Source organism: Shewanella sp. 11B5, from assembly GCF_002836795.1.
In the GTDB taxonomy this organism is placed as follows: Bacteria; Pseudomonadota; Gammaproteobacteria; order Enterobacterales; family Shewanellaceae; genus Shewanella; species Shewanella frigidimarina.
The window spans coordinates 1-2,509 of sequence record NZ_PJAP01001049.1 but is presented as its reverse complement, the minus strand read 5'-3'; the positions used below and the strand labels follow the sequence as shown (position 1 = coordinate 2,509).

Here is a 2,509-nt window from a genome sequence, read left to right as displayed (position 1 = left end):
ACTTACCATATGATTCCCTAATGCACTTTATCTCATCTAATGTTTATTTTCTCAAAATACAGTATCAATTTTTTATTATGAATAAAAAAACTAAAATAGACTTTTAGTACTATGATTAATTGTATAAAGTTAAGTCATTAGAGAAAAAGGATTTATATGTCAAAAAGTAGTTTCCCCTTAATGGTTTTCGCTTTCTTGGCCGTTCAATTATTGTCAGTACCACCAGCTAAGGCAGTAGAGGTACTGACGGCTCAAGAACTTTCATCGCACTGCGCACTGTTTAACGCTGAACCAGAAAGCGTTGATGGTCAGTATTGTGTCCGCTATATTCAAGGCTTTATAGATGGTGCAATAGCGACCGATGCAAGAGTCATGCTAAATGCGGAAAGTGCCCTTGCAAGTAAAGAGACTTTCACGGAACGCGCGATTCGCACTCGTATGCCAAACCGTTTAGACCGTTCCAGAGCAGCAGGCCTAGCCGGTTTTTGCCTCGGAGATCCGCTGCCATTGCGCGATGTAGTTAACGTTATCGTCGCCGATCTAACAACCCAAACAGATAACAGCGAAGAAAATGAACCGGCGATGGAAGTCGTCTATAAATCATTACTGAAAAACTACCCCTGCAAACTATGAGCTTAACTCTAGCCCAGCATACGTTTCAACGCGGCGAAACAAGACTCTCGTCTGTTTTGCTACTTCTGTTTATTTTAGCAATCTCTTGGCTTCTCTGGTCGGGACTCTACAAACCACTGGTCATGAGTTTGGGGGCTTTGTCCTGCTTGCTCAGCGTTTTCTTAGCACATCGTATGGGCTTTTTCCGGCATCATACAAATTTGCTTAGACTTATGCCTCGCCTGCCTGGCTATTGGTTGTGGCTGTTGCGAGAGATTATTATTTCGAGTCTGGACGTAGCCAAGCTAATCCTGAAACCCTCTATGCCTATAAGCCCCACCGTTGTTGTACTTGAAGCGGAAGCCAAAACGGACGTGGGCCAAGTAATTCTTGGCAATTCCATTACCCTATCTCCGGGAACCGTCACGTTGGATTTACACGAGGGGAAAGTATTGATTCATTGCCTAACCAGTGAAAGCGCAAAAGAATTACAAAAAGGCGAAGCGAATCGTCGAGTAGCAGCTCTGGAGCCCCGCTAATTATGTATATTGTTGTCTCTATAGCCATTTTGGTGACCATGGTATTGGCCCTAGTGAGAGCTCTTAAAGGACCAAGCGTTTACGATCGCGTACTGGCAGTCAATGTGTTTGGTACCAAGACCGTATTGTTACTGTCCGTCATTGCATTTCTTTACGGTCGGCCTGATTTTCTTGATCTCGCCTTGGCCTACGCTCTGGTCAATATGGTCGGGATTCTTGCAGTATTAAATTTTTTCCAAAATCGTTCCCGTAGAAAATCTGATTCCGAGGCAGAAAATGATTGATGTCGCGCTAGATATTCTGAGTTGGATTTTACTCGTTCTAGGTGGTGCCTGCGTGTTAATCGGCGGTATAGGCGGCCTGCGCCTGCCAAACTTTTACACCAGAATTCATGCCGCCAGTCTTACTGATACCATGGCGACTATCTTAATTTTTGTTGGTATGATCCTACAAGCAGGTTTGTCTCTAGCCGCTATTAAACTGTTTGCTATTATGCTGTTTTTGCTGCTGACTGGCCCAACTGCTACCTATGCGTTGGCCAATGCCGCGCTATTATCCGGTCTCAAGCCAGACGATGGAAGCGCTAGCGACGCACCCAAGGCTAACAACTTACCCAAAGAGGGGGCTGGAGAATGATCTTAATTTTTGCGCTATTCCTACTGACCCTTCTCGTCATTACCGCTATTGCTATAGTGCGCACCGACGACCTGTTTGTCGCGGTAATGCTGACATCTATTTTCAGTTTACTAATGGCGGCCAACTTTTTTATTTTGGACGCTGCTGATGTAGCACTAACAGAAGCCGCGGTGGGTGCTGGAGTGACAACGGTAATCTTCCTCTGTGCATTGGAGCTGACTGGTGACCAGGAAAAAGCGCGAGTTGGAGGTCGGTGGATAGCTCTAAGTACTGTGGGCGTTCTGGCATTGCTAATAATATACGCCACTTTCGACAAACCACGGCTCGGCGACCCTGATGCCCCAGTGCATCAGCATCTTGCGCCTTGGTATCTAGAAAAAACGCCTGAGTATATTGATATTCCCAATGTGGTCACCGCAATCCTTGGCAGCTTTCGAGGCTATGACACGCTGGGCGAAGTGTTTGTTGTTTTCGCTGCTTGTATCGGGGTTTTATTCATCCTTGGTGTGAGCCCTTCACGAAAAAATCAGCCAGTGATTAAAAAAAGTAGTGGTCTACGCCACCATCTGATCCCCCAAGTAGTCGGCCGACTGCTGATACCATTTATCGTGTTATTTGGTCTTTATGTACAATTCCATGGCGAATATGGCCCGGGCGGAGGATTCCAAGCTGGTGCAATTATTGCCACAGGCATAATCCTTTACGCGCTGCTCGAAGGCGAA

The 2,509-nt window shown here is 45.9% G+C and carries 5 protein-coding genes; all 5 read left to right on the top strand.

Going from position 1 to position 2,509, the window contains the following annotated elements; translation table 11 throughout:
- Positions 1 to 156: 156 nt before the first annotated feature.
- The gene (locus CXF78_RS20140) at positions 157 to 633 is read left to right on the top strand and encodes a Rap1a/Tai family immunity protein (RefSeq protein WP_102037757.1); all 477 of its coding nucleotides are present in this window, start codon (positions 157 to 159) and stop codon (positions 631 to 633) included.
- Positions 630 to 1,151, top strand: a complete 522-nt coding sequence (locus tag CXF78_RS20135; protein ID WP_245423145.1) for a Na+/H+ antiporter subunit E — start codon at positions 630 to 632, stop codon at positions 1,149 to 1,151. The genes CXF78_RS20140 and CXF78_RS20135 overlap by 4 nt, the downstream gene beginning before the upstream one ends.
- 2 nt (positions 1,152 to 1,153) lie before the next feature.
- The gene (locus tag CXF78_RS20130) at positions 1,154 to 1,435 is read left to right on the top strand and encodes an MrpF/PhaF family protein (protein WP_011637737.1); all 282 of its coding nucleotides are present in this window, start codon (positions 1,154 to 1,156) and stop codon (positions 1,433 to 1,435) included.
- Positions 1,428 to 1,787, top strand: coding sequence for a monovalent cation/H(+) antiporter subunit G (gene mnhG / locus CXF78_RS20125; RefSeq protein ID WP_011637738.1), 360 nt, complete (start codon positions 1,428 to 1,430; stop codon positions 1,785 to 1,787). Before CXF78_RS20130 ends, mnhG begins: the two co-directional genes overlap by 8 nt.
- The coding region (locus CXF78_RS20120) for a DUF4040 domain-containing protein (RefSeq protein WP_102037756.1) at positions 1,784 to 2,509 on the top strand (726 nt) is incomplete at its 3' end. The genes mnhG and CXF78_RS20120, both read left to right, overlap by 4 nt.

What these genes read in the sequence shown, in the direction of transcription:
- mnhG (WP_011637738.1), top strand. Translation starts at nt 1,428, where the DNA reads ATGATTGATGTCGCGCTAGATATTCTGAGTTGGATTTTACTCGTTCTA.
- CXF78_RS20135 (WP_245423145.1), top strand. Translation starts at nt 630, where the DNA reads ATGAGCTTAACTCTAGCCCAGCATACGTTTCAACGCGGCGAAACAAGA.
- CXF78_RS20140 (WP_102037757.1), top strand. Translation starts at nt 157, where the DNA reads ATGTCAAAAAGTAGTTTCCCCTTAATGGTTTTCGCTTTCTTGGCCGTT.
- CXF78_RS20130 (WP_011637737.1), top strand. Translation starts at nt 1,154, where the DNA reads ATGTATATTGTTGTCTCTATAGCCATTTTGGTGACCATGGTATTGGCC.